The organism is Paenibacillus sp. 7523-1 (assembly GCF_002276415.1).
GTDB classification, from domain to species: domain Bacteria; phylum Bacillota; class Bacilli; order Paenibacillales; family Paenibacillaceae; genus Paenibacillus; species Paenibacillus illinoisensis_A.
The window spans coordinates 1-978 of record NZ_NPBR01000037.1 but is presented as its reverse complement, the minus strand read 5'-3'; the positions used below and the strand labels follow the sequence as shown (position 1 = coordinate 978).

1 pseudogene is annotated in these 978 nt (G+C 54.6%); it reads left to right on the top strand.

Annotated features, from left to right (window positions below):
• Positions 1–978 (top strand): annotated as a pseudogene (locus CHH60_RS29655) (hypothetical protein); the annotation flags it as partial.

Below are 978 nucleotides of genomic sequence, written 5' to 3'. Positions count from 1 at the left end.
TTGGTGTAGGGGCAACGGGGGTTACCGGATCAACTGGAGTCTCTGGTACAACTGGTGGAACAGGAGCCACAGGGATAACCGGAGAGTCGGGAGTTACAGGGGCTACCGGACTTACAGGGGCAACAGGTGTCACAGGCAACACAGGTTTTACAGGTGAGACCGGGGCGACAGGAAATACAGGTATCACGGGTGCAACAGGGGTTGGTTTGAGTGGGGTGGTACCATTCGATCCAGCTGTGGCACCAACATACCCATTGGGTCAGGTAGTTACGTTCAACGGTAGTACGTATATTGCCAATGTCGCTGGACCAACTGGGACACCGGGGACATCCCCAGACTACACGTTGTTAGCAGGTTCAGGAGCAACGGGTGTCACAGGCATTACAGGTTTTACAGGTGAAACCGGGGCGACAGGAATTACAGGTATCACGGGTGCGACGGGTATCGGTTTGAGCGGAGTGGTACCATTCGATCCGGCAGTGGCTCCAACATATCCGGCAGGTCAAGTGATTACGTTTAACGGCAGTACGTATATTGCCAATGTTGCAGGACCAACTGGGACACCGGGGATATCCCCAGACTACACGTTGTTGGCAGGTGCAGGAGCAACGGGTGTTACCGGGTCAACTGGAGTCTCCGGTGTAACTGGTGGAACCGGACTTACGGGTGCAACAGGTGTTACAGGTATAGCGGGTGTTACAGGTGAAACCGGGGCGACAGGAATTACAGGCACCACGGGAGCGACGGGTATCGGATTGAGTGGAGTGGTCCCTTTCGATCCAGCCGTGGCTCCAACATATCCAGCAGGTCAGGTAGTTACGTTTAACGGCAGCACGTATATTGCCAATGTTGCAGCTCCAACAGGAACACCAGGAACCTCCCCAGACTACACATTACTGGCAGGCGCAGGGGCAACAGGTGTTACCGGATTAACTGGAGTAACGGGTGGTACAGGCGAAACTGGAGTTACCGGATTAA